At 63.6% G+C, this 23,812-nt stretch carries 18 protein-coding genes, 3 pseudogenes and 4 riboswitches; of the genes and pseudogenes, 12 read left to right on the top strand and 9 right to left on the bottom strand.

Annotated features, from left to right (window positions below; all coding sequences use genetic code 11):
• Window positions 1-95 precede the first annotated feature (95 nt).
• Window positions 96-571: pseudogene (locus tag M9H71_RS12275) on the top strand (IS3 family transposase); the annotation flags it as partial.
• 141 nt (window positions 572-712) lie between these two features.
• Here M9H71_RS12275 and M9H71_RS12270 read toward each other — a convergent pair.
• From M9H71_RS12270 to M9H71_RS12260, 3 genes are all read right to left on the bottom strand, one after another.
• On the bottom strand, window positions 713-1,954 hold the full coding sequence (locus tag M9H71_RS12270; RefSeq protein ID WP_455405275.1) for a type II toxin-antitoxin system HipA family toxin: 1,242 nt from the start codon (window positions 1,952-1,954) through the stop codon (window positions 713-715).
• Entirely contained in the window at window positions 1,954-2,331 is a 378-nt protein-coding gene (locus tag M9H71_RS12265) for a helix-turn-helix domain-containing protein (RefSeq protein ID WP_164631564.1), read from the bottom strand. The genes M9H71_RS12270 and M9H71_RS12265 overlap by 1 nt, the downstream gene beginning before the upstream one ends.
• A 99-nt stretch (window positions 2,332-2,430) precedes the next feature.
• A complete protein-coding gene (locus M9H71_RS12260) occupies window positions 2,431-2,745 on the bottom strand; it encodes a hypothetical protein (protein WP_455405290.1) in 315 nt (104 codons plus the stop codon).
• On the opposite strand from M9H71_RS12260, the gene M9H71_RS12255 reads away from it, so the two are divergent.
• Entirely contained in the window at window positions 2,635-3,063 is a 429-nt protein-coding gene (locus M9H71_RS12255) for a hypothetical protein (RefSeq protein WP_455405288.1), read from the top strand. The two genes, M9H71_RS12260 and M9H71_RS12255, sit on opposite strands and share 111 nt — an antisense overlap.
• On the opposite strand, the gene M9H71_RS12250 is transcribed toward M9H71_RS12255, so the two are convergent.
• From M9H71_RS12250 to M9H71_RS12225, 6 genes are all read right to left on the bottom strand, one after another.
• Complete coding sequence (locus M9H71_RS12250; protein WP_455405274.1) at window positions 2,999-3,619, bottom strand: hypothetical protein; 621 nt, start codon at window positions 3,617-3,619, stop codon at window positions 2,999-3,001. The two genes, M9H71_RS12255 and M9H71_RS12250, sit on opposite strands and share 65 nt — an antisense overlap.
• Before the next feature lie 187 nt (window positions 3,620-3,806).
• Window positions 3,807-6,173, bottom strand: a complete 2,367-nt coding sequence (metE, locus tag M9H71_RS12245; protein WP_455405273.1) for a 5-methyltetrahydropteroyltriglutamate--homocysteine S-methyltransferase — start codon at window positions 6,171-6,173, stop codon at window positions 3,807-3,809.
• A gap of 105 nt (window positions 6,174-6,278) precedes the next feature.
• Window positions 6,279-6,473, bottom strand: a riboswitch (cobalamin riboswitch).
• Window positions 6,474-6,651: 178 nt separating this feature from the next.
• Entirely contained in the window at window positions 6,652-7,569 is a 918-nt protein-coding gene (gene prpB, locus M9H71_RS12240) for a methylisocitrate lyase (RefSeq protein WP_455405272.1), read from the bottom strand.
• A 10-nt stretch (window positions 7,570-7,579) separates the two neighbouring features.
• Window positions 7,580-8,764, bottom strand: a complete 1,185-nt coding sequence (gene prpC, locus M9H71_RS12235; RefSeq protein WP_455405271.1) for a bifunctional 2-methylcitrate synthase/citrate synthase — start codon at window positions 8,762-8,764, stop codon at window positions 7,580-7,582.
• Window positions 8,765-8,801: 37 nt separating this feature from the next.
• Entirely contained in the window at window positions 8,802-10,334 is a 1,533-nt protein-coding gene (locus tag M9H71_RS12230) for an MmgE/PrpD family protein (protein ID WP_455405270.1), read from the bottom strand.
• Window positions 10,331-10,756 carry an acyl-CoA thioesterase gene (locus M9H71_RS12225; protein ID WP_107355698.1) on the bottom strand — a complete coding sequence of 142 codons (426 nt, stop codon included), beginning with the start codon at window positions 10,754-10,756 and terminating at the stop codon, window positions 10,331-10,333. Before M9H71_RS12225 ends, M9H71_RS12230 begins: the two co-directional genes overlap by 4 nt.
• Before the next feature lie 142 nt (window positions 10,757-10,898).
• Between M9H71_RS12225 and M9H71_RS12220 the strand changes: the two genes are divergently transcribed.
• The 10 genes and pseudogenes from M9H71_RS12220 (at window position 10,899) to M9H71_RS12175 (ending at window position 23,808) form a co-directional block, all read left to right on the top strand.
• Window positions 10,899-12,320 (top strand): short-chain fatty acyl-CoA regulator family protein, encoded by a 1,422-nt coding sequence (locus tag M9H71_RS12220; RefSeq protein ID WP_455405269.1) that lies wholly within the window; start codon window positions 10,899-10,901, stop codon window positions 12,318-12,320.
• Window positions 12,321-12,371: 51 nt separating this feature from the next.
• Entirely contained in the window at window positions 12,372-12,908 is a 537-nt protein-coding gene (locus tag M9H71_RS12215; RefSeq protein WP_455405268.1) for a hypothetical protein, read from the top strand.
• Window positions 12,909-12,927: 19 nt separating this feature from the next.
• Window positions 12,928-13,131: riboswitch (cobalamin riboswitch) on the top strand.
• A 111-nt stretch (window positions 13,132-13,242) separates the two neighbouring features.
• Window positions 13,243-14,070: pseudogene (gene nrdD / locus M9H71_RS12210) on the top strand (anaerobic ribonucleoside-triphosphate reductase); the annotation flags it as partial.
• A 133-nt stretch (window positions 14,071-14,203) separates the two neighbouring features.
• Entirely contained in the window at window positions 14,204-14,752 is a 549-nt protein-coding gene (gene nrdD / locus M9H71_RS12205) for an anaerobic ribonucleoside-triphosphate reductase (RefSeq protein WP_455405267.1), read from the top strand.
• Window positions 14,753-14,769: 17 nt separating this feature from the next.
• Window positions 14,770-14,961, top strand: coding sequence for an anaerobic ribonucleoside-triphosphate reductase (nrdD, locus tag M9H71_RS12200; protein WP_455405266.1), 192 nt, complete (start codon window positions 14,770-14,772; stop codon window positions 14,959-14,961).
• Entirely contained in the window at window positions 14,918-15,550 is a 633-nt protein-coding gene (locus M9H71_RS12195; protein ID WP_455405265.1) for an anaerobic ribonucleoside-triphosphate reductase activating protein, read from the top strand. Before nrdD (M9H71_RS12200) ends, M9H71_RS12195 begins: the two co-directional genes overlap by 44 nt.
• Before the next feature lie 70 nt (window positions 15,551-15,620).
• Window positions 15,621-15,825, top strand: a riboswitch (cobalamin riboswitch).
• A 112-nt stretch (window positions 15,826-15,937) separates the two neighbouring features.
• A pseudogene (locus M9H71_RS12190) lies at window positions 15,938-18,835 on the top strand (ribonucleoside-diphosphate reductase subunit alpha); the annotation flags it as partial.
• Between the two features lie 45 nt (window positions 18,836-18,880).
• Window positions 18,881-19,999 (top strand): ribonucleotide-diphosphate reductase subunit beta, encoded by a 1,119-nt coding sequence (locus tag M9H71_RS12185; protein WP_455405287.1) that lies wholly within the window; start codon window positions 18,881-18,883, stop codon window positions 19,997-19,999.
• 252 nt (window positions 20,000-20,251) lie between these two features.
• Window positions 20,252-20,872 (top strand): hypothetical protein, encoded by a 621-nt coding sequence (locus M9H71_RS12180; RefSeq protein WP_455405264.1) that lies wholly within the window; start codon window positions 20,252-20,254, stop codon window positions 20,870-20,872.
• Window positions 20,873-21,040: 168 nt separating this feature from the next.
• Window positions 21,041-21,246: riboswitch (cobalamin riboswitch) on the top strand.
• A gap of 531 nt (window positions 21,247-21,777) precedes the next feature.
• On the top strand, window positions 21,778-23,808 hold the full coding sequence (locus tag M9H71_RS12175) for a TonB-dependent siderophore receptor (RefSeq protein WP_455405263.1): 2,031 nt from the start codon (window positions 21,778-21,780) through the stop codon (window positions 23,806-23,808).
• Window positions 23,809-23,812: the final 4 nt, after the last annotated feature.

Genomic DNA, 23,812 nt, shown 5'->3' with positions numbered 1-23,812 from the left:
CGGGATCGGCAGCGTCTGCGTTTTCTTGTCGCCTTTGTCGCCTCCTCTTTGACGATCGCCAACGCCCGTTCTTTCGGGCCTTCGGTATTTCGTAGGCCTGCGAAGCCCTCGAGTTCGATCGGTCGACCACCACTGCAAATCGCGTCGCTCCGGCCAGGCTGCTCTCGAAAATCGGATCAAGGAGATCTGCCATACCCGCGTTCGCTACGGATATCGACGTGTCCACGTCCTGTTACGGCGCGAGGGTTGGCGACACGGTCAGAACAAGACGCGTCGCGTCTATCGCGAATTAGGCCTACAACTGCGCAACAAATCGCCCAAACGTCGGGTCAAGGCCAAGCTCCGGGACGATCGTCAGCCACCGACGCGATCGAACGAGACTTGGGCAATAGACTTCGTTCATGATCAGCTATCGACCAGCCACAAGCTTCGGGTTCTGGCGATAGTCGATATCTTCTCGCGGTTCTCGCCGGCGTTGGTGCCGCGGTTCACCTTCCGTGGTGCTGACGTCGTGGAAGCACTGGAAAAGGTCTGCCAGGAGGTCGGATTCCCGGAGACGATCCGCGTCGATGGCGCCGCCAAGGTTGACGCCGTTGCTGCGGGCAAAGTTAGCATCCCCGAAGGGGCCAAACCCGCCTCGTCATGAGCAGCCGTTTGGTGGGGCGGGAGGCTCAAAAACAGTCATACTTGACGCGCAATCTGCCATTATTCGTCATAAATGACTTAAAGAGCGTGCTACTTCCATCTCATCGCCGATGAAAGCAGCCTCGTAGTCGCGCGCCAGCGTGCCAGAGATGCCAACTTGCCTGAAGGCTTCCCGCCATCGGTCCGAAATGCACTTCGCCGTTGTCCGGATAATCTCCCGTGCCTCGGCCTCGAGAATCTCGAAGAACGCACAGGCTTCCAGTGCGAGGTTGATCGACCGGTCATGGGCGCCACCCTCGAGGATTGCCGTCTCAAGATGCGGGTTGCGGTCGGGCGCCGGGTTCACGTCGAACACCGGCGACAAACGCCACTGACCCGCCCCCACATAAAGGAAGCCATGGTTCTTTAGGTGATCGTCCTTGTTGGACACCAAGATTGTGAAGATCAGACGCCGGTAGAGCTCGCGGAAATCGTCAGAAGGATCGGATGAATAAGCCCGCATGAAATCCACGATCTCAGTATAGGAACCCAGTTCCGATCCCGTCTTGCCGAGCGCGGTGCGGGCGGAGATATAGGGAATTCGTGTAGCTCCACGTCGGTCGAACCGCTGAATCAGCGCGACCGGGAACGGCGTGTCGGCCAACTCCAACCGTGTCTTAGGCGTGCGGATACCGCAGGCTGCCGCTAGGCGGAGGGTTGCGACCTCGACGCGCTCGATCGGTTGTTGATCGTGGACTGAGGTGAACTTCGCCAGCCAAAGTGCATCGCCGTCCCTGACATTCGCTTTGGGGCGAGCGCCGCCAGAGCCGCCGGCGCCGGCCAGCGCCTGCATTTCCTCCGGCGAGATTTCCTTGCCTTGCTCATAGGCCCGCGCGATCACCGTGATGGTTTCGAGATCGACCAAACGCGGAACGGCGTCCGCCGCCTTGCCGCGAATGACCTCGCCCTTGTCATCCAAAAAGCGCAACGCGCCTTGCCGGCAGGTATCGTCGGAAAGCGTCAGATACTCGAATTCGTTGAGACCATTGCCATAGGCCCGTTCAAGAAGCCTGCGTCCCCAACTGTCCGGAGCCGCATCCGCGAAAACGCCCGGCAATGCGTCGCGCATGTTGCCGGCCTGCCCCGAGGTGTGAAATGGGCCGGCCTCAAGAGGAAAGTCCGGCTGTATGGCGAAGGCACGCGGATTTTCGATCCATTCGGCGCCATAAGCAAAGGTCGAGAACTGCCGCGGCCCGGCATGGGTGAAACGCAATTGGCCCACCGATGTTCGGCTTGCGCCAAGCGCGACATGGGCGACGAAATCGGACATCAGAAGGAGGCCCCGTCAGGGTCCACAACGTCCTGCCGATCCTGCTTATCCTCCGTCTGAGCCTTCTGCTTTCTCAGCCGTGCCGCGAAGGAGCGGCCCCGCCGAGGTCCGCGCTCCGCTGCCAGCGCCAGCCCCAAATCGTCCTTTCGGATATCGATAAGGTCGGCGAGCCGCTCCAGAAGGCCTAGCACAACGAGAACGTCGGCAAGCGTTCCGATTGCAACGCCCGGATCACCCCGTTCAAGGCGGGCGATGGAACTCGGCGAAGTTCCTGCACGCAAGGCGAGGTCCGCCACGGCAATGCCACGCCGCAGACGCGCGTTACGGATATCCTGGCCCAGCCGTTCCAATGCTGGCTTCGCCTTGGGTGAACCCATATCAATTGTCCATATTCGACGCAATGACGCTTGCAACTCATCATATTTGAACGATTTGTCAAGATCAGCAGATTCTCCTCCCACGACCCGTAAGTCAGGTTAACGGGCTTGGAGGCGATGTTTTGATTTGACGGCATGGCGTGATTCCTTCCCTGATTCGACCGGGATCGCCTCGATGGAAGCCATGTCCGATACGATGCTCGACGAGGAACTGCCGCGGGCGCGCGCTGTGCATACTCTCGCAGCTTTTCCAAGCTCGACGACGAGCGCGAACCATGGCGGGTGATGTATCCGCTGTCGGAGGTGCTGCTGCTGGTGACCTGCGCCACCATCGCCTCGTGCGACGATTTCGACGACATCGCCGCCTGGGGAAACCACCATATCGACTTGCTGCAGAAGGCGGCGGACTTCCATCACGCTATTCCGTACGAGCGCTGGCTGCGTTGCTGGTCAACCGGGTCGATCCGATCCTGTTCGCGCGCAGCTTCCAGGACTGGGTGGAGGCGCTGTGGCCCGGGCGGCACGACCTCATTGCCATCGACGGCACGACCGCACGTAGGACCCACGACCGCCGCAAGGGGCTCAAAAGCCTGCACACGCTCTCGGCCTACGCCACCACCGCCCGGCTGGTGTTGGCGCAGGCCAGTCCCGGAAAAGGCGAACAAGATCACCGCCATTCCCGGACTGCTCGACCAACTCGCCGAGGCCGGACAGCTTGAAGGCGCTCTGTGACCATCGACGCGATGGGCTGCCAGGCCGACATCGCGCCTTCAGGCCGAAGCCCGGTGCCATCGTCGAGCGTAAGCCACGGCCGCGCCAGGCCGGCACCGGTGGTCCGGCCCATGTGCATCTCATAGTCGGTGACCCGGCAGCCGCTGAGGCGGTCGCGGGCGTCGATCTCGACGAGGCGCTTGTCGCCGGAGATCTCGGTTTCGAACTCCAGCAGGCCGAGCCCGGCCGTCTCACCAGGCGGACCTTCGAGGCCCAGCGGATCGCGGACGATGCGGCCAAGCATATGGAAGCCGGCACACAGCCCGACCACGCGTCCGCCGCGACGGACGTGAGCGTGGATATCGATATCCCAGCCTTCGCACCGGATCAGGTCGAGTTCGGTCCGCGTCGCCTTGGAACCCGGCAGGATCTCGACGTCGATGTCCGCCGGGATCGGCGTGCCGGGCTGGATCCAGCGCAGATCGACATCGGGCTCGGCGACCAGCGGATCGAGGTCGTCGAAATTGGCGACCCACTCCAGCCGCGGCACCGCGATCTTCAGCTGGCCGCGACTCAATGATCGTCCTCTGCGATCTCGGCTAACGTAACTCCATCGCGCGCGTTCGCATGGCTCATCCGCAGCTGCAAAAATCTGCACAACACGATCATTCATAGACACGACAAGCTCCTGGAGGCCTCCGACATTGAGCCGGAGGCCTCCCCGATCGCAGCGCGTCAGAAACGTCATTCAGAGCGGTGCCGCTTCATCCCGCACTGACCTCGCGAATCCGCCGCGCTGCTTCGACCATGTTGACGAGCGCCCCCTGGACTTCGTCCCAGCCGCGCGTCTTCAATCCACAGTCCGGATTGACCCACAATTGCCCATCCGACAGCCGCTGACGCGCTAGTTGGAGCAGCGTGGTCATTTCCTCGACTGACGGCACCCGGGGCGAATGAATGTCGTAGACGCCGGGACCAATCTCGTTCGGGTACTTGTAGGTCTTGAACGCGTCGAGCAGCTCCATCTTCGAGCGCGACGTCTCGATCGAGATCACATCGGCGTCCATCGCGGCGATCGCATCGATGATGTCGTTGAACTCCGAATAGCACATGTGGGTGTGGATCTGCGTCTCGTCGTTGACGCCGGACGAACACAGCCGGAAGCACTCGACCGCCCAGTCGAGATAGCTCTTCCATTCGGAGCGGCGCAGCGGCAGCCCCTCGCGCAACGCCGCCTCGTCGATCTGGATCATCGAGGCGCCCGCCTGTTCGAGATCGCCGACTTCGTCGCGGATCGCGAGCGCGATCTGGCGGCACGCGGTGCTGCGCGGAACGTCGTCACGCACGAACGACCAGTTCAGGATCGTCACCGGTCCGGTCAGCATGCCCTTCATCGGCTTGGCGGTGAGCGATTGCGCATATTTCCACCAGCCGACCGTCATCGGCCGCGGCCGCGACACGTCGCCGAACAGGATCGGCGGCCGCACGCAGCGCGACCCGTAGCTCTGCACCCAGCCTTCCTTGGTGAAGGCGAAGCCGGAGAGCTGCTCGCCGAAATACTGCACCATGTCGTTGCGTTCGAACTCGCCATGGACCAGAACGTCGAGGCCGACCTTCTCCTGCCACTGAATCGCCCGGGCGGTCTCGCCGCGCAGGAACGTGTTGTAGTCCGCATCCGAGATCGCGCCCTTGGCATGAGCGGCGCGGACCTGGCGGATCTGGGCGGTCTGCGGAAACGACCCGATCGTGGTGGTCGGAAACGCCGGCAGCTGTAGCCGCTGATGCTGCAATGTCGCACGCGCCGCAAATCCGCTGTTGCGCTGGGTCATCGTGGCGGTGACCGCCGCGGCGCGGCCGATCACCGCCGTGTCGTGCACTTTGGGCGACTTGCGCCGCGTCGCGGCCGCCTTGGCCGAGGCGGACAACTGGTCGTGCACCGCGGCCCGGTCGCCGCTCAAGGCCCTGCCCAACGTCGACAACTCGCCCATCTTCTGCAGCGAGAACGACAACCAGTTCTTCAGGTCGGGATCGAGGCCGGTTTCGAGTTCGAGATCGACCGGCACGTGCAGCAGCGAACACGACGGCGCCAATTGCACGCGGTCGAGCCCACGCTGCTGCACGATCGGCTCGAGGCGGTCGAGCAAGTCAGGCAGGTCGGCGCGCCAGATATTGCGTCCGTCGACCACGCCAAGCGACAGCACTAGATCCTTCGGCCCCTTCGCGATCACAGCGTTGATCTGCTTCGGCGCCCGCACCAGGTCGAGATGCAGACCCGCGATCGGTAGCGCCAGCGCGGTCTCGAGATTGTCGCCGAGCCCGCCGAAATAGGTCGCCAGCATGATATCGAGATGCGGCAGCTCCCGCGCGATCTGGCCGTAGACGTCGCGAAACGCCTGGCGGTCGCGGTCGTCGAGATCGAGCACCAGCGCCGGTTCGTCGAGTTGGACCCACTTCGCCCCCTCGGCCGCGAGCCGGCCGAGAATCTCGATATAGACCGGCACCAGTTGCGGCAGCAGCGACAGCACATCGAGCCCCTCATCCGCGCTCTTTCCGAGCTTCAGATAGGTGACCGGCCCGAGCAGCACCGGACGGGTGTCGTAGCCCAGCGCCTTCGACTCGCGATATTCGTCGAGCGGCTTGAGCGACGCGAGCTGGAAGCGCTGCCCGGCGGCAAATTCAGGGACCATATAGTGGTAGTTGGTATCGAACCACTTGGTCATCTCCTGAGCCGGAACGCCATGCGGTGTCGTCTCGTCGTGGTAATGACCGTTGGCACAGCCGTGCCCAGCGACGTCGGCCTGCGTGCCGCGGGCCATGGCGAAATAGGTGGCGAGCGAAACCGGGCCCCCTTTCCACCCATAGATCTCGGGAATCGCGCCGACCATCACGCTGGTGTCGAGGACCTGATCGTAGAGCGAGAAGTCGTTCGACGGAATCACGCTGACGCCGCGCGCTTTTTGCCGCGCCCAGTTCGCCGCGCGCAACGCGGCCGCAACTCGCAGCAGGTCGGCTTCCGTCGACTTGCCGGCCCAGAAACTTTCGAGTGCGGATTTCAGCTCGCGCCGCGGCCCGATCCGCGGTGTGCCGAGTGTGGCGACGGCAAGAGACGTAGTAGTTGTGAGAGAAGACATGGCTCAACCCCAAAAGTTGGGGGCAAGGCCTAGCGACGCGGCATGATTCCCCGAACCGCAAGCACGGCGGGGCCACAAGCGCACCACCGGGGCACCCCGCCCGTGGACGTTTCGTTCGACGAGGCAGGTCTCCTGGCTCGCGGGTCATCGCCTTCGTTCGACCTTCCCGGGATCGCTCCCAGTGGCTTTGCTGAACGTCGGCTCGCCGCTGACAGTTGCGGGGGCAGCGCCGGCCTTGCACCGGCTTCCCTCTTAGCTCCGGACGATACGATCCGAAGAACCTCGACGGCGATCACTATGGCGAGGGTGATCCAAGGCTGTCAAGCGATCCACGCTTCGATCATCTCAACTAATTAGTTTCCCCCGCGCAAGACGCACAGCAACAGGCAGAAAGACTCTGTCCTACCGAACCGGAGCTATCAGCTTCCGCCGCTCGGGACGCGACATCGGCTTGCTGCCCGCCGATTCCGTCTCTCGCCTATGATCCGGCCGACGCCGGCGCGATCGATCGAACGATCGACGCATCCAGCGCCTCGAACCGGTCGAGCCCGAGCGTGTCGTACAGCTCGGCGCGTGTCTGCATGTCGCCGAGCATCGCTTGCGTGCTGCCGTCCCGCCGCAACGTCGCATAGAGCTTCTGTTGCGCCTTGTTGGCGACGCGCAGCGACGACACCGGCCAGATCACCATCCGGTAGCCCATCTGCTGAAACTCGTCGGCGGTGAAGAACGGAGTCCGGCCGAATTCGGTCATGTTGGCGAGCAGCGGCACGCCCGGCATCCGAGCAGCGAATTCGCGGAACATCTCGGCCGTGGTCAGCGCCTCGGGAAAGATCGCGTCGGCTCCGGCCTCGATGTACAGCCTGGCGCGCGCCACTGCGCCGTCGATGCCTTCGCTGGCCGCCGCATCGGTTCGTGCGATCAGATAGAGATGGCGCCGCGCTTTCGCCGCGGCGGCGACCTTGGCGGCCATGTCGTTCGCATCGGCGAGCTTCTTGTCGTTGAGATGACCGCACTTCTTCGGCAGAAGCTGATCCTCGATATGAACCGCGCCCGCGCCCGCATCCTCGAAGGTGCGGACCATGTGCATGACGTTGAGGGCCTCGCCGTACCCGGTGTCGCCATCGACCAGGGTGGGAAGGCCGCCTGCCCGCGCGATCTGCCGGATGAAGAACGCGACCTCGTCGACCGTGATCATTCCGAGGTCGGGAATCCCCATCGACGCGGTCATCGCGGCGCCCGACAGATACAACGCCTCGAAGCCGGCAGCGCGCGCCTGCAGTGCGGCCATGCCATTGTGCGCGCCCGGCATGCGGACGATGCCGCCGCGCTCGATCAGCGAGCGGAACCGCACGCCTGCAGGGTCGGTGGGGAGATCGGCAGCAACGAGATACGGCATGGTTTCACTTTCAGGCAAGACGAGAAGACGGCGCGTGGCCGCGTTGTTCGATCGGCACGAACAGACGATTCTCCGGTCCGACGTAGTTCGCGGTCGGGCGGATGATCTTGTTGTCCTGCCGCTGCTCGATGATGTGGGCGCTCCATCCCGCCGTCCGTGAGATCACGAACAACGGCGTGAACAGCGAAGTCGGCACCCCCATCGCGTGATAAGAGACGGCGCTGAACCAGTCGAGATTGGCGAACATCTTCTTAGATTCGTGCATCACCGCCTCGATCCGGTCGGCGATCTCGAACATCTTCACCGATCCGGCCTCGACCGAAAGCCGCCGGGCGACCTCCTTGATCACGCGGTTGCGCGGGTCGGCGATGGTGTAGACCGGGTGGCCGAACCCGATCACCACCTCCTTCGCAGCGACCCGACGGCGGATGTCGGCCTCCGCTTCGTCGGGCGTTGCGTATCGTTTCTGGATTTCGAACGCCGCTTCGTTGGCGCCGCCGTGCTTGGGACCACGCAGCGCGCCGATCGCGCCGGCGATCGCCGAGTAGAAATCGGCACCGGTCCCGGCGATGCAGCGCGCCGTGAAGGTCGAGGCGTTGAACTCGTGCTCGGCATACAGGTTCAGCGACGTATGCATCGCGCGGACGTGCGACTCTCGCGGTTTGGTCCGATGCAGCAGATGCAGAAAGTGACCGCCGATGCTGTCGTCGTCGGTCTCGACCTCGATGCGGCGGCCGGTGTGGGCGAAGTGATACCAATACAACAGCATCGAGCCGAACGAGGCCAACAGCCGGTCGGCAATGTCACGCGCCCCGGGATGATTGAGGTCGCCCGCTTCCGGCAGCACGCAGCCGAGCGAAGATACACCTGAGCGCATCACGTCCATCGGATGCGCCGCCGCCGGAAGTGCTTCGAGGGCACTGCGCACCGCCGCCGGCAGCCCGCGCAAGCTTCGCAGTCTGGCCTTGTAGGCGGCCAGTTCCGCCACCGTCGGCAGCGCCCCGTGCACCAGGAGATGCGCGATCTCTTCGAACTCGCAGGTCTCCGCCATGTCGAGAATGTCGTACCCCCGATAGTGCAGATCGTTTCCGGTTCGCCCGACCGTGCACAGCGCGGTGTTGCCGGCGATGACGCCGGACAACGCGACGGACTTCTTCGGCGGAGCGCTGTGACGCGCAATCGCGTGGTCTGTCATTGCTTCCTCCCTGGTGATCAGAATTATTCAGCCCCGGCTACGATCCGGACTTCCAATCGAAAATGCCGGCCGGCGACGCCACCCCGAGCCGGAACGGCGCGACAGCGAAGCTCAGTCCGCCGAGTTCGGCCGAGCTCAGCTCGGGCAGCCGGTCGACGAGTTCGAGGAAACGGTCCTGCTCCGACTGCTCGACGACGCCGTCCGCCAGGGTGCGGAACTTGCCGACATATTGCTCGCGGCGGAACGGCCGACGGCCGAACGGATGCGCGTCTGCGACGGCGATCTGATCCTCGACGATCGATCCGTCGTCGAAGGTGACGACGACGCGGGCACCGAACGCCTTCTCCTTGGGATCGCGGCTGTGATAGCGCCGCGTCCATTCCGGATCTTCGATCGTCGACACCTTGTGCCACAGCGCAACCGTGGTAGGCCGCGCCGCACGCTCGGGCGCGTAGGACTGCTCGTGATGCCACCCGCCGTCTTCGAGCGCGACGGCGAAGATGTACATGATCGAGTGATCGAGCGTTTCGCGGCTCGCGCTCGGGTCCATCTTCTGCGGATCGTTGGCCCCGGTACCGATCACATAATGGGTGTGATGGCTGGTATGCAGCACGATGCTGTTGATCTTCGACAGGTCCGGCGTCCGCTCCCGCAGCGCAGGCCCCATCCGTCGCGCGAGGTCGATCAGCGCCTGGCTCTGATACTCGGCGGAGTGCTCCTTGGTGTATGTCTGCAGAATCGCCCGCTTGGCCTCGCCGCGCTCCGGCAGCGGCACCTGATATTCTGCCTTGGGACCGCCGAGCAGCCAGGCGATGAAGCCATCCTCACCCTCCCAGGCCGGCGACGGCGCGCCCTCGCCGCGCATTACCCGATCCACCGCTTCCACCGCCATCTTGCCGGCGAAGGCCGGCGCGTAGGCCTTCCAGCTCGAGATCTCACCCTTGCGTGATTGCCGCGTCGTGGTGGTGACGTGCAAGGCCTGCTGAACCGCCTGATAGATCACCTCCGTGGGCAACCGCAGCGCCGTTCCGATGCCGGCCGCCGCCGATGGGCCGAGATGCGCGATGTGATCGATCTTGTGCTCGTGCAGGCAGATGCCGGTGACGAGATCGACTTGAATCTCGTAACCGGTGGCGAGACCGCGAACCAGCGCAGCGCCATCGAGACCGCAATGCTGCGCCACCGCCAGGATCGGCGGAATGTTGTCGCCGGGATGCGAGTAGTCCGCCGCCAGATAGGTGTCGTGGAAATCCAGCTCGCGCACCGCAACGCCGTTGGCCCATGCCGCCCATTCGGGCGACACACGCCGGTCGAGCGCCAGCCCGAACACCTTCGCGCCGGCGCGATACGGATGCGCCATCGCCTGGGCACGGGCACTGGCGACCGGACGCCGGGCGATCGACGCAGCCGCCACGGCTGCGTTGTCGATGATCCGGTTACCGATCATCTCGACCACCTCCGGCTCGACGGCGACCGGATCGGCAGCGACCTCGGCGATCTTCCAGGCGAGCTGCTCGGCGCGGGGCAAACGGTCGGCGGAGCGGGCGGTACGGACGGTATGCAGCTTCACGAAGTGGTCTCCTGGATGGTGGTCGTCGTCGATGAAAGTACTTGCACGGGCGTCGGTCTGCCGGCCTTGTCGACGGCGACCATTTCGAACGAGCCGCGGACTGCGAGTTGCCGGGCACCGGAAATCAGCGCTTCGCTGACCACGTCGACGACGACGGTCATCGACGAGCGCCCGACTCGCACCACGCGGGCAGTCAATTCAACGAGGTCGCCGACCTTCACCGGAACGTGGAATTCGATCTTGTCCGATGTCGCCATCACGATCGGCTGGCGCGCCCGCCGTGTCGCCGCGACAAAGGCGGCCTTGCCCATCAGGTTGAGTGCGTTGCCGCCAAACAGTGTGCCGTAGTGATTAGCTTGCTCCGGAAAGATCATCTCGACGAAGCGCGTCTCCTGCGTCGCATCGAAATTCGTAGCGCTCATGGCGCACCTCCTTCGGCTTGTCTTGGCGCATGGTTCGGCATATTGGCGAACACGGGCCGTCGTAAAGGACTAAACCTGCGAAGAATTGCGAAGCGGGGCACGGCGATTTGCAAAGATTGCGAAGGCGATCTGCGGAGGTGCGATGAAGAAATCGTATGTAGGAGCGCGTCTGCGGCGGCTGCGCGAGCAGCGTGGCATGACGCAGCAGGCGCTCGCCACCGCCGTCGGCGTCTCACCGAGCTACCTCAATCAGATCGAGAACAACCAGCGTCCGCTGACGGTCCCGGTGTTGCTGAAGCTCAACGCAACGCTCGGCATCGACGTTCAGTTATTCTCTGAGGATGACGAGGCGCGACTGATCGCCGACCTCAAGGAAGCGCTGTCCGACCCGATGGTCGGCGAAAGCCTGACCGCAAACGACGTGCGTGAGCTTGCAACCAGCATGCCCGCAGCAGGCCGCGCCTTAGTGGCAATTTATCGGCGTTATCACCTCGCGCTGGAGCAATCAGCAGCCCTCGCCGCCCGTCTCGGGGACGATCGGCAAGACCGACCGACATCTGCCATGTCCACGCCGTTCGAAGAGATTCGCGATTTCTTTTATGCGAGGCACAACTACATCGCCGAGCTCGACGAAGCGGCGGAACGAACCGCCGCGGACACCGGACGAACGATCCAGCAGGTCGCGGCGGCGCTGGCAGAGCGGCTGAAATCGCGGCACGGCATCGACATCCGCATCGGCGAAGCCGACGCATCGGCGGATGTTCAGCGCAGCTTTGACGCGGGCGACAAGACGCTTCGGCTTTCGGCCCGCCTGCAGCCGGGCCAGCAGGCGTTCCAGATCGGTACGCAGTTGGCTTTCCTGGAGCATCGCGACGCGATCGATGCGCTGGTCGGAGAAAATCCGTTCGGCGATGAGGCGTCGCGCAGACTGGCACGGATTGGACTGGCCAATTACTTCGCCGGGGCGCTGCTGCTACCCTACGCGGCCTTCCGGGATAAAGCCGAGTCGGTCCGTTACGACATCACGTTGATCGGCCAACATTTTGGCGTCGGCTATGAGACCATTTGCCACCGTCTCAGCACGTTGCAGCGACCGGGTGCACGCGGCGTCCCGTTCTTCTTCATCCGCGTCGATCGCGCAGGCAACATTTCGAAACGACAGTCGGCGAAGGATTTCCATTTCTCGCGTGGTGGAGGAACGTGTCCGCTATGGAACGTCTACGAGGCGTTCTCGCAACCGGACCGGATTCTCACGCAGCTGGCGCGAATGCCCGACCACCGGACCTATCTGTGGGTGGCGCGCACGGTGTCGCACGATCAGGCAGGTTATCACGCCCCCCGGAAGACTTTTGCCGTCGCGCTGGGATGCGATCTGCAGCATGCCGGGCGCCTCGTTTATTCCGACGGGCTCGATCTCACCAACCCGGCAGCGGCCACGCCCATCGGCGCGGGTTGTCGGATCTGCGAACGGCAGGCCTGCCCGCAACGCGCTTTCCCTCCGGTCGGCCGCCCACTCCACGTCGATGAAAATCGCAACTCGTTCTCACCCTATTCGACGAATTGACCTGATCCGGGGGAGACGAAACAGTGCGTATCGGAAACGCCACGGTGGAGCATGACGTCGGACAAGCAGGGTGATTGCAAGCGGTATGTGTGGTTCAGTCCATGTGATGATCGTATCGCGCTGCGGTTTGAACCGACATTCGATATCTCGCTCGGATCAGAGCGCCGTGCGAAGGGGGCCGTTCGCCGGGTGTTGAGGCTTTTGCGCAGACTGCGTCTCCAGGCCTGCATCGACGGCAATGGAGTCGACGCGACGATCCGACAGCCTTCGGTCGATATGTCCAAACTACTCGCAGCCGTCGACGCCGAGATCGTCGCCTTTCAAGCTGAACGCATTCACCCAAAGGAGTTGGACGAGATTCTCACGATCACCCCTCACGAGCGACGCCGCTGGACGAAGGACGGAAGACTGCCGACGTCCGGCCATACCTCCTTCCGGAGCGGCAAGAAGTCGGTGTTTCTGGTGCTGTATCCGCCCGCCCCGATCACGGCGCTCGCGCACCGTCCGGACCAGATTGAGGCTTGGCGCCGAGCCGATGCTGCCACATCCGCGCCCGCGAGCAGCAGCAATGACACATCGACAGCTTGACAAGAGCAGCGCCCAGAGCACTACATATTGTATTCGCGGTCTCTCGAATCGTTTGATCGAGGGCTAAGAGGGAATTCGGTGCGGCGTTACCGCCTAAGCCGGAGCTGCCCCCGCAACTGTCAGCGGCGAGCCGACGTCATCAGGCCACTGGGAGCAATCCCGGGAAGGCGGACTGAGGCAATGACCCGCAAGCCAGGAGACCTGCCGCGAACAACCAAACGTCCCTGGGCGGGGTGTCCCGGTGGGTCGCTTGCTTCCGTGCGTACGGCGCTCCGTACGACTCTTGCACGCGCCTGCCTGAACCCCGGCCCGCAATTCGACCCGCGGTGTGCCGATGCCTGTTTCCGACCAGACCAACCTTCCTCAAGCGATCATCAAGCGGAGCGGCGCTGAAGCGGCGTTCGACAGTGCCAAGATCCGATCCGCGATCGCGCGCGCCGGACAGGCCACGGAGGAGTTCGGCGAACTCGAAGCTGGGCTTCTTACCAGTCAGTCGGTCAAGGTCATTGCGCACCGGTTCGCCAGCGCCGTGCCGCAGATCGAGCAGATTCAGGACATCGTCGAGCAGGTGCTGATCTCGGCGAACCACCTGACCACCGCGCGGGCGTATATCGTCTATCGTGAGAAGCGCTCCCAGGCGCGCAACGACCGCAAGGTCGCCGTCGATGCGATCGCGTCGATCAACGAATATCTCGACCGCACCGACTGGCGGGTCAACGCCAATGCCAACCAGGGCTATTCACTCGGCGGCCTGATCCTCAATCTGTCCGGCAAGGTGGTCGCCAACTACTGGCTATCGCACGTCTATCCGCCGGAAGTCGGCCGCGCCCATCGCGACGGCGACCTGCATATTCACGACCTCGACATGCTGTCCGGCTACTGCGCCGGCTGGTCGCTGCGCATGTTGCTCACCGAGGGCTTGAACGGCGTGCCCGGCAAGGTCGAGGCCAGCCCGCCGAAGCATCTGTCGAGCGCGATCGGACAGATCGTCAATTTTCTCGGCACGCTGCAGAACGAATGGGCCGGCGCCCAAGCGTTCAGCTCGTTCGACACCTACCTCGCGCCGTTCCTGCGCAAGGACGGGCTGAGCTACGCCGACGTGCTGCAGGGCATCCAGGAACTGGTCTACAACCTCAACGTCCCGTCGCGCTGGGGCACGCAGACGCCGTTCACCAACCTCACCTTCGACTGGACCTGCCCGGAAGATCTGCGCGACGAGGTGCCGGTATTCGAAGCGTTATCTCGGCACGCTGCGCAACCATTTCTCCACCGTCGGCATCAACGGCGTCAACGAAATGATCCGCAACTTCACCGCGGACTGCGAGACCATCGCGACGCCGTGGGGGCACGGCTTCGCCGTCCGTGTCCTCGACCATGTGCGCGCCAGGATCGTCGCGTTCCAGGAGCAGACCGGTAATCTGTACAATCTCGAGGCCACGCCGGCGGAAGGCACGACCTATCGGTTCGCCAAGGAGGACCGCAAGCGCTTCCCCGGAATCCTGCAGGCCGGCACCGAGGACAATCCGTACTACACCAACTCAAGTCAGCTTCCGGTCGGCTTCACCGACGATCCGTTCGAGGCGCTGGAACGCCAGGACGATCTGCAGCGCAAATACACCGGCGGGACAGTACTGCATCTCTACATGGGATCGAAGCTGTCGTCCGGCGAGGCCTGCAAGAAGCTGGTGCGACGCGCGCTGGAGAACTTCCGGCTGCCTTACGTCACGGTGACACCGACCTTCTCGATCTGCCCAACCCATGGCTACATCGAAGGCGAACACGCCTTCTGCCCGAAATGCGACGCCGAACGCCTCGCGGCCAAGCGGCTCGCCGCCACCCACTGAACAGAAGGAGACGATTGATGAACGCCCACGTGACCATCCCCACTGACGCGATGGACACCATCGAACTGACCGATGCCGAGCGCCAACCCTGCGAGATCTGGACCCGGGTGATGGGCTATCACCGTCCCGTCGCCTCGTTCAACCGCGGCAAGATCGGCGAATTCAATGACCGCAAGTACTTCACCGAAGCCCGCGCCAAGCACGGTTGAGCTGCGGATCGGCGGTCTCGTCCGGCTGTCGACCTGCGACTGGCCGGGCGAGCTGGTCGCGACCGTGTTCTGCCAAGGCTGTCCCTGGCAGTGCGGCTACTGCCACAACCCGCATCTGCTGCCGGCCCGCGGGCCGGATCAGCTGGCGTGGCAGGACGTGTTCGCATTCCTGGAGACAAGGCGCGGGCTGCTCGACGGAGTGGTGTTCTCCGGCGGCGAGCCGACGCTGCAGTCGGATCTTCCGCTGGCGATCGCGGCAGTGCGTTCGCTCGGCTTTCGCATCGGACTGCACACTGCGGGGCCTTATCCTGAACGCCTCGCACGCGTCCTGCCGCTGCTCGACTGGATCGGCTTCGACGTCAAAGCGCCGTTCGCCGAGTACGATCGGATCACCGGCGTCGCCGGCAGCGGCGACGGCGCGCGCGCCAGCCTTGCGCTTGTGCTCGGCAGCGGGGTGAGTTGCGATCTGCGCACGACCGTTCACCCGGATCTGCTTGACGCGTGCGCGCTGGAACGGCTGTCTGCCGATCTCGGCTCACTGGGCGCCGGACGCACGCGGGTACAGCCGTTCCGCTCCGTCGCCCCCTGACTCAGGTACCGTCCACAGCGAACATCCGCCCAAAGTCGACACAACGGATTGACCAAAGGTCTACCTAACTACAATATATAGATGTCACGGTCTTTCGAGTCGCGTCAGCGACCCGAGAGCTAAGAGGGAAGCCGGTGCAACGCCGGCGCTGCCCCCGCAACTGTAAGCGGCGAGCCGACGTCCGATATTCGTCACTGGGCCCTCAACGGCCCGGGAAGACTGGACCGACGCTACGACCCGCGAGCCAGGAGACCTGCCGCGACAGTCGCAATCGTCCCTGGGCGGGGTGTCCCGGTGGGTCGCATGGCAGCCGTCGCAGTCCTCACGGACGCCCTCCTGCTCGCGTCTCCGCCATGTCCCTGCCCCAACATCCACGGGGTCTTGGGAATGTCTGTCGGAACCGAAGCTGCCCACGCCGCGCGCCGCGCGCCATTGTCACCCCTCGCCTCTGCCGACGCCGCAGCCGGCGCCGCGCACGAGACGAGCTATCAGGTGATCCGGCGGAGCGGCGAGGTGTCGCCGTTCGACGCATCGAAAATCGCCGTTGCGCTGACGAAAGCGTTCCTCGCCGTCGAAGGCAGCAACGCCGCCGCGTCCCGGCGCGTTCACGACACCGTTGCTGAGCTGACCGACCAGATCGTTGCCAATCTCACCCGCCGGGTCGGACCTGGACGCACCTTCCATATCGAAGATATCCAGGATCAGGCCGAACTGGCCCTGATGCGCAGCGAGCACCACAAGGTCGCGCGCGCCTACGTGATCTATCGCGAAGAGCGCACCCGCGAACGTGCCAAGGCGGCGGCCGCGCAGGCTAAACCCGTCGCGCCCGCGCTGCGCACCAAATCCGCCGAGGGAACGTTACTTCCAATCGACATGCAGCGCCTCGCCGCGATCATCGCGGAAGCGTGCGCGGGGCTCGACGGGGTATCGGTCGACGCCGTGCTCGCCGAAACGCAGCGCAATCTCTACGACGGGATCAGCGACGACGAACTGGCGCTGGCGCCGATTCTTGCCGCACGAATCTTCGTCGAGACCGAGCCCGACTACGCCGAGGTCAGCGCACGGCTGCTACTCGACAAGCTCCGCCGCGAAGCCCTGAGCTTCGTCGAGGGCCGGCCGCATCAGGCGACACAGGCGCAGATGGCGGAACGCTATGCCGATTACTTCAGCGCCTATGTCAAAGTCGGCATCGCGCACGAGCTGATCGATCCTGAGATCGGCCGCTTCGACCTGGCAAGACTCGCCGCCGCAATCAAACCCGAGCGCGACCTGCAATTCGACTATCTCGGCCTGCAGACCCTGTACGACCGTTACTTCCTGCATGTCCATGGCACGCGCTTTGAACTGCCTCAGGCGTTCTTCATGCGGGTGGCCTGCGGCATCGCACTGCGCGAAGTCGATCGCGAGGCCAAGGCAATCGAATTCTACAACCTGCTGTCGTCGTTCGACTTCATGGCGTCGACGCCGACCTTGTTCAATGCCGGCACGCTGCGACCGCAATTGTCGTCGTGCTTCCTCACCACGGTGCCCGACGATCTCGACGGCATTTTCAAATCGATCAAGGACAACGCGCTGCTGTCGAAATACGCCGGCGGCCTCGGCAACGACTGGACCCAAGTCCGTGGTCTCGGTGCCCATATCAGGGGCACCAACGGCGAAAGCCAAGGCGTGGTGCCGTTCCTGAAGGTCGCTAACGATACCGCGATCGCGGTCAATCAAGGGGGCAAGCGCAGGGGCGCGGTCTGCGCCTATCTCGAGACCTGGCATATCGACATCGAGGAATTCCTCGATCTACGCAAGAACACAGGCGACGATCGCCGCCGCACCCACGACATGAACACCGCCAATTGGGTGCCGGACCTGTTCATGCACCGCGTCGAGCAGGACGGACCTTGGACGCTGTTCTCGCCGGATGAGACGCCGGATCTGCACGATCTGACCGGCCGCGCCTTCGCCGAGCGCTACGCCTTTTACGAAGCCAAGGCCGCACGCGGAGAACTGCGCGTTACCAAGCAGGTTCGCGCGGTCGATCTGTGGCGGCGGATGCTGACGATGCTGTTCGAGACCGGGCATCCGTGGATCACCTTCAAGGATCCCTGCAACCTGCGCTCGCCGCAGCAGCATTGCGGCGTGGTGCATTCGTCGAATCTCTGCACCGAGATCACGCTGAACACCTCCGAGCGCGAGGTCGCGGTGTGCAACCTCGGCTCGATCAACCTCGTCAATCATGTGGCGCAAGGCCGGCTCGATCACGATCGGCTGGCCCGCACGGTGACGACCGCGATGCGGATGCTCGACAACGTCATCGACGTCAATTTCTACACCATCCCCGAGGCACGGGCGTCCAACCTCCGGCATCGCCCAGTCGGTCTCGGCCTGATGGGCTTTCAGGACGCGCTCAACATCCTGCGAATGCCCTACGCCTCCGACGAAGCGGTCGCCTTCGCCGACGAGAGCATGGAAGCGATCGCCTATTGGGCGATCTCGGCCTCGACCGACCTTGCGGCCGAACGTGGCCGCTACGCGTCCTACGACGGCTCGCTGTGGTCGCGGGGCATTCTGCCGCTCGACTCGATCCGTCTGCTCGATGACGCGCGTGGCATCGACGTTGACGTCGATCGGAGCCATCGACTGGACTGGGAGGCATTGCGCCGACGCGTCACGACGACCGGCATGCGCAATTCCAACGTCATGGCGATCGCCCCGACCGCGACCATCTCCAACATCTGCGGCGTATCGCAGTCGATCGAACCCGCCTATCAGAACCTCTACGTCAAATCCAACATGTCGGGAGACTTCACCGTCGTGAACACCCATCTGGTCCGCGACCTGAAGGGCCGCGGATTGTGGGACGAGGTGATGATCTCGGACTTGAAGTATTTCGACGGCAGTCTCGGCCAGATCGACCGCGTGCCCGACGACCTCAAGGCGCTGTACGCGACCGCCTTCGAGATCGACGCGACATGGCTGATCGAGGCCGCCGCCCGGCGGCAGAAATGGATCGACCAGGCGCAGTCGCTCAATCTATATCTCGCCAATCCGAGCGGCAAGAAGCTCGACGCGCTGTACCGGCTGGCGTGGCGGCGCGGATTAAAGACTACTTACTACCTGCGGTCCCGTTCAGCCACCCATGTCGAAAAATCGACCCTACGCGGCACCGACGGCAAGCTCAACGCGGTCTCCGCGATCATGCTGCCGACCGCCTCCGCTGAAACGACGCATCGCAACGGGGCCGCCAACGGCCATGATGTCGGCGAAGGCTGGGGCAAGGCGTGCGCGATCGACGATCCGACCTGCGAAGCGCCAGTGATCGAACCGGAAATGTCCAACATGCTGCAAGCCGTCAAAAGCCAGAACGCTGCGCTCGTCGCAGATTCAGACGCCGTCCTTCAGGCCGATGCCTCCGGACTCGGCACGATCGATCGCGGTGCCGCCCGGGTGCGGGTCGACGACAAGCGGATGATCAACGCGCGCGCCGACGTCAATCAGCTTCTTCCGCTGAAGTATCGCTGGGCCTGGGATAAATATCTCGCCGCATGCAACAACCATTGGATGCCGACCGAAGTCTCGATGCAGGCCGACATCGCGCTGTGGAAGTCGCGCGACGGCCTGACCGAGGACGAGCGCCGGATGGTGAAGCGCAATCTCGGCTTCTTCGCCGCGTCGGAGTCGCTAGTCGCCAACAACATCGTGCTAGCGATCTATCGCCACCTGACCAATCCTGAATGCCGGCAATATCTACTGCGCCAGTCATTCGAGGAGGCGGTGCACACCCACACCTTCCAGTACATCGTCGAAAGCCTCGGCCTCGACGAGGGCGAGCTGTTCAACATGTATCGGGAGGTGCCGTCGATCACCGACAAAGCGGCGTGGGCACTCGAGTACACCCGGCATCTCGACGATCCGCATTTCAAGACCGGAACGCCGGCGACCGACCAGGCGTTCTTGCGTGATCTCGTCGCGTTCTACGTCGTGTTCGAGGGGATGTGGTTCTACACTGGCTTCGTGCAGATCCTGTCGCTCGGGCGGCGGCAGAAGATGACCGGGATCGCCGAACAGTATCAGTACATCCTGAGGGACGAGTCGATCCACCTGAACTTCGGCATCGACGTCATCAACCAGATCAAGCTCGAAAACCCTGCGGTGTGGACGGCGTCGTTTCAGGACGATATCCGCGGCATGATCCACGACGCCGCCGAGCTCGAAGTCGCGTATGGCCGGGATACGATGCCTCACGGCCTGCTGGGGCTGAGCGCGGCATTGTGCGAGAGCTATATGCACTTCATCGCCAACCGCCGCTGCGTTCAGCTCGGGCTTCGCCCGGTGTTCGCCGAGACCGACAATCCGTTCCCCTGGATGTCGGAGACGATGGACCTGAAGAAGGAGAAGAACTTCTTCGAGACCCGCGTTATCGAATACCAGAACGGCGGGGCGCTGGATTGGGACTGAACGATGCAATCACCTCATTCGAAGCCGGCAGCCCGCGGCGAGCGCCGGACCGAGCCGATCGAGCCGCAACCCGATTCAGTGGTAGCATCGAACGCGACACAAAATCTGCTCGGAGGCGATCCGGCCCCACCACGCCCTTCGTCGATTATAGTCGGACCGTCCGGCGGCATCGAAACGGCGCGACGCACACGACGATGGCGTTTGCGCGCGCTGGCATGGCGGCTGCAATTTCAATTCTGGCGGGGATTGGAGATGCTGGTCCGGATCGCGCTGCTGCGCGAGCCGCCTCGCCGAAGCGACCTGCGATCCGCCGACCTACAACCGCCGATCGGTGAGGATCGGGACGATCCGTGGCGACGCCAACTCAGCATCGGCCACGGCTGCTCCGGGCCGGATCTTGCGACACCGTCGATCAGCGCGCTCGATATGGGACCCGACCACCAGCAAGCGAACGGGCGGATCGCCGTGTGCGTGGTCGGTGACGGTGACGTCGTCGTCCAACTGCTGGAACGCCTGACGGATATTGGCGTTCGCGTGCACGCCACCGCGGATACGATCGATGGCTACATCGCTGTCAAGCGCACCGGCGCCGTCCCGCATCGGTTCGAAGATATGCCAGCGGTCGCGGCGGGAATCGACCTGCTGATTTCCACGAGCTTCTCCAGGCCGATCGGAGCGACCGTCCTGGCCCGGCTTCCCGAATCCGCCGTCGTCATCGATCTCGCCGGCCCGCCCGGCAGCGTCGACTTCGAAGTCGCGCAGCGGCTCGCTCGTCGGACGATCTGGGAGCCGCCGGTCGATCGACACTTCGACGCGAGCTGGCGCAGCGTAGCCGATCAGATCGAGAGGCTTGAAGCTCGTAAGAACGGCTGAGTGCCGAGACGCGGCGCGGATGCCGTCCGCCGGAATGCGGAATACTACTTCCACATGCAACGCGCGCGAGAACGCAACTTTTCAGAAGCTACGGACCGCATCTGACGTGGAAGCCTCGCCGCGATCGTCTTGATTTTGCCATTGTCGATTGACTCGGTTGAACGACAATTTTAACCATTACTTGACGGTTCTTCCTTCGGGAGGATCAAAAGGGAATGCGGTGCGGAGATTTTTCTCCAATGCCGCGGCTGCCCCCGCAACTGTAAGCGACGAGTCTCGGTCAGACGGCCACTGGATCTTTGTCCTCGATCCGGGAAGGCGACTGGAGACGACGACCCGCGAGCCAGGAGACCTGCCGTCAGCAGTGGTCATGTGCGAACGCGCCGGTCGGGGTGAACCGGAGCGAAGCTCCCCGAGCATCACTCGCGAGGGACGAGCTTGTCGCGGTGACGTGTCACCTTGCCGCGAGGCCAAGCCTCGTCGTCAGTTCATCTGTCTCAATCAAAACGACCCGTTCTCGACCCGCGACAGCCGAAAGCCGATTTGCGTCGGCGATCCACTCGCGAACGTCGTAGCAGACAGATGCTTGGAATTTGGGGGGAAGTATGTCTGTCGGTTCGGATCGTTCGGGCACGCGCACTGCGCGGCGCAACTATCTCGCCGCGTGCGCAACTGGCGCACTGCTCATCAGCGGCGCCGGGCTGGACGCCTCGCATGCCCAACAATCTCGATCGAGCAATCCCGATCTGCCGCCGGTCGTGGTGCAGCAAGACGGCAACGTCCGACGCAGTCCGCCCGCGCGCGAGGCGCGCTCTGCCGCGTCGCGCCGCAGCCCAAGGGTGGAACGCACGACTGCCGCATCGCCTCCCCCCGCTCCAGCTCGGCAGACCGATCCTGGCATCAGCGTGCCCGGCCTGAATGGCTACATCGCGACCGCGACCAGTGTCGGCTCGAAGACCGACACGCCGGTGCTGGCCCTGCCGCGAAGCACATCGACCGTCACCGCTCAGGAAATCTTCGACCGCGACGCCGCGTCCGTGCAGGAAGCTCTCCAGTACACCGCCGGCGTCGGCGGCTTCTTCCGACAGGGCAACCTGACGCGGGAATACAATCGCGTGCGCGGCTTCGAAGCGTTTCAGTACCTCGACGGCCTCAAACTGCACGACAGCAACTGGGGATTCGAACGCTACGGTCTCGAGCGCGTCGACGTGCTCAAGGGCCCAGCCTCGACCCTCTACGGACAGGGCAGCCCCGGCGGCATCATCGATCTCACCAGCAAGCGGCCGACCGAAACCCCGTTCGGCGAAGCCCTGCTCCGCATGGGCCTGCGGGGCTATCTCGAGGGAGCGTTCGACGTCAGCGGTCCAGCCAACGAAAACAAGAGCGTGCTGTATCGCTTCGTCGGCGTCGGCAAGATGGGCGACGGCGAGATCGATTTCACCAAGAACGAACGAATGTTCTTCGCTCCTTCGGTGACGATCCGGCCGAACGAAGACACCAGTCTGACCCTGCTCGCCAGCTACCAATACGACCCGCACCTCACGGTGCTGCAGCCCCTGCCCTACATCGGCTCGGTGGTGCCCGGCGCCAATGGCCAATTCATTTCGCGCAAGACGTTCCTGGGCGAACCAAACTATCACGACACCTCGAAGGAGAGCTATCGGATAGGCTACGAGTTCAAGCATCAGTTCAATGACGTCTTCTCGTTCCAGCAGAACTTTGCTTACCAGAACATCGACATTTCCCTGCGTGAGGTCCAGAGCCGCTCGACCGGCAACGTGACGACGCAGCGGCAGATGGCCTATCAGCAATACAGTATCGACATCTTCCAGATCGACAATCGCCTGAAGGCCGACTTCGAGACCGGTCCGCTTCGTCATCACGTGATGTTCGGCGTCGACTATGCGTCGATCCCGAATTACCAGGGCACAGGCACCAATCGCGGAACCAGCAATTTCCTGCTTAATTATTACGCGCCGCTCTACGGCGCGGCGCTGCCGAACAATCCGCTGACGACCAAACGCTATCAGGATGTCGAGCAGATCGGGGTCTATCTGCAGGACCGCATCGAGCTCGGACGCCTCTCAGTCCTGTTCGGCGCTCGCAACGACACCGCGCATTTCGCTCAACAGAGCCAGACTCTCGTGCCGGCGACCGGCAATTTCACGCAGCCGCCGTGGACGCGTCAGAACGACAACGCCACGACTTATCAGGCTGGCGCCATCTACGCATTCGACAGTGGCGTTGCGCCGTACGTCAACTATTCCCAGTCGTTTGCGCCAACGATCGGCACCGACTTCTCCGGACGCCCGTTCATTCCGGTCACGGGCGACCAGATCGAGGGTGGCGTCAAATATCTGCCGCCCGGCATGAACCTGGCGATCTCAACGGCGGGCTTCAACATCACTCAGAACAACGTACTGACGGCTGATCTCGTCAATCCCGGCTACGCCGTCCAGACCAGTTCGGTCGAAGCCAGCGGCGCCGAGATCGAGGTGAAGACCACCCGTCTCTACGGCTTCAATTCATCCGCCGCCTACACCTATCTGGCCCCCAAGGTGACGGCCACCAACACAGCCGGCGGCATCGGCAAGGATCCGGTCAGCATGCCCCGCCATGCCGCGTCGCTGTGGACCACCTACAGCTTCGAAGACACCAGCGTCCTCGCCGGCCTGACCCTGGGCGGCGGGGTGCGTTACGTCGGATCGTCGTTCGCCGATACGCTCAACACCACGGAGATCCCGTCGTTTACGCTGGTCGACCTGTCGCTGCGCTATCGGCTGGGGGCGATCTCCGCCAGCCTGCAGAACTGGGACGTCGCGCTCAACGTCAAGAACCTGACCGACAAGCGCTACGTCGGATCCTGCGATGCGCTGAGCCAATGCTATTATGGGCTTGGCCGCACTGTCGACGGTACGATCCGGGTCCGGTTCTGAGCCG

The organism is Rhodopseudomonas parapalustris, assembly GCF_053772255.1.
Note: the sequence above shows the minus strand (reverse complement) of the source record. Positions and strands in the feature narration are given on the sequence as shown.